Source organism: Clavibacter sp. MX14-G9D (assembly GCF_032917815.1).
Lineage (GTDB): Bacteria > Actinomycetota > Actinomycetes > Actinomycetales > Microbacteriaceae > Clavibacter > Clavibacter michiganensis_K.
Genome location: NZ_JAVCVL010000345.1, coordinates 1 through 1,672, shown reverse-complemented (window position 1 = coordinate 1,672; position 1,672 = coordinate 1). Strand labels below are relative to the sequence as shown.

At 77.7% G+C, this 1,672-nt stretch carries 3 protein-coding genes; 1 reads left to right on the top strand and 2 read right to left on the bottom strand.

Annotated elements, in window-relative coordinates:
* Nucleotides 1-534: hypothetical protein (locus Q6969_RS15470; RefSeq protein ID WP_317231238.1), on the bottom strand; the 534-nt coding region annotated here is incomplete at its 3' end.
* A gap of 124 nt (nt 535-658) precedes the next feature.
* Here Q6969_RS15470 and Q6969_RS15465 point away from each other — a divergent pair.
* Entirely contained in the window at nt 659-1,123 is a 465-nt protein-coding gene (locus Q6969_RS15465) for a hypothetical protein (RefSeq protein ID WP_317231237.1), read from the top strand.
* 27 nt (nt 1,124-1,150) lie between these two features.
* Here the strand turns inward: Q6969_RS15465 and Q6969_RS15460 are convergent, their stop codons facing one another.
* Complete coding sequence (locus Q6969_RS15460) at nt 1,151-1,492, bottom strand: transcription initiation protein (RefSeq protein WP_317231236.1); 342 nt, start codon at nt 1,490-1,492, stop codon at nt 1,151-1,153.
* Between the last annotated feature and the right edge of the window lie 180 nt (nt 1,493-1,672).

Sequence of the window (1,672 nt, the reverse complement as noted above, 5' to 3'; positions counted from 1 at the left end):
GCCCGCGTCCGCCGCCTCGGGCTGCGCGTGCCGGTCGATCCAGCCCGCGAGGAGCCAGGGATCGTCCGGCGGCCGCCCGAGCCACGTCCCGGCGAGGGCGCCCAGGGCCTCCGCGGCGGCCAGCAGGTCGGCCGGATCGAGGGGGCGTCGCCCCGTGTGCCGCACCTCCTCGATCCAGAGGGTGGTGCCGCCGTCCGCGTCGTGCAGGGTCCCGTGCGCGCGCGGCGCCCGGATCCCGGCGGGCAGCCCGTCGAGCAGGCCCGAGCGGTAGGCGGCGAGCTCCCGCGCGGCGTTCCGCAGCAGGTACGGCACGGCCCGCGCGGGCCCCTCCGTGCGCTTCTCGACGAGCGCCCACGGCACGGGCGCGGTGCGGTCCGCGGGGCGCGCGCTTCCGTGGATCCGCGTCACCGACCGGTGCGCGAGGAACGCGTCGTACTCGAGCGGATCCCGGCGCACGTCGTCGAGCGCCGCGACGGGGCGGCCCAGGAGGTCGCCGACCGCCGCCCGGAGCCCGGCGTCCCGCTCGTCGTCCATCCTCCGACGCTAGCGACGCGGGGCCTCGTGCGGCGCCGCCCGGAGCGCCAGGATGGTGCGGACGGCGGACGGCGGACGGCGGACAGGAGGGAGCGGGCGCATGGGGCATCGGAGCATGTCGGCCATGCCCACGCCCACGGCCTCGGTATCAGCGCGGGCGCGCCGGGCGGCGCGGGCCGGGGGCACGGCGGTCGCCGTGGCGGCCCTGGTCCTCGTGCTCGCGGGCTGCGTGCCGTCGGATGCGCGCATCCTGACGCTCGACGCCACGGAGATCCAGGACCCGCCGTGCACGAGCGTCCGCGACATCCCCGCCGACGAGCTCGACGACGCCGACCGGGAGCCGTGCGTGCCCCTCGGCTCGACGATCGTGTTCCCCGCCGGGGAGCGCCTCGAGATCGGGGACGGCGGAGGCGGAGGCACGTCCGACGTCGACCCGGCGGCGTGGATCGCGTACTCCACCGTGGGCGACCACGGCGTCATCGCGGGGCGCTACGGACCCGGGTGCACCGACCTGCGGGTCTGGGGCCCGGCGGAGGCGCTCGAGGTGGTGCGCGCGGCCTTCGGGCAGCGGTGGCCGTGCGACCCCTGAGCCTGATCCGCGTCCGCCGCTGACGCGTCAGCTCTCCGGGTCCTCCCCGAACGCGCGCAGCTCCTGCGGGCACCGGCACACGGCCGCGATGCGCGCCGCCCACTCGAGCGCGGCGTCGCGGGTCGGGAGGTCGAGGATCGAGTAGCCGCCCTCGAGTCGGCTCGTCTGCGGGTAGGCGCCCGGCGTCACGGTCCCGTCGGCCGCGACCCGCACGGGCGGGATCCCCTCGTCGATGCCGCCGCCGAAGACCCAGACGCCCGCCGCCTTCGCCTCCCGCACCACGGCGTGGGACTCGTCCACCACGGTCTGCCACTCGCCCTCGGGCACGACCATCTCGCCGCTCGGGAACGAGATCAGGTACTTCGTCATCTCCGGCCTCCTCGCCGTCATCGCGCCGCGCCGCGTCGCGTGCACCCATCCTGGTCCCGGACCGCAGGGCCACGGGGGACGAGGGGGCGGCCGACCGGGCGCATCCCGCCCGGTCCCCCGCCCGACCCCCGCCCGCTCCGTCGCCCGCTGTGGAGGGGTCGTGAGGTAAGGGCAGCCTCA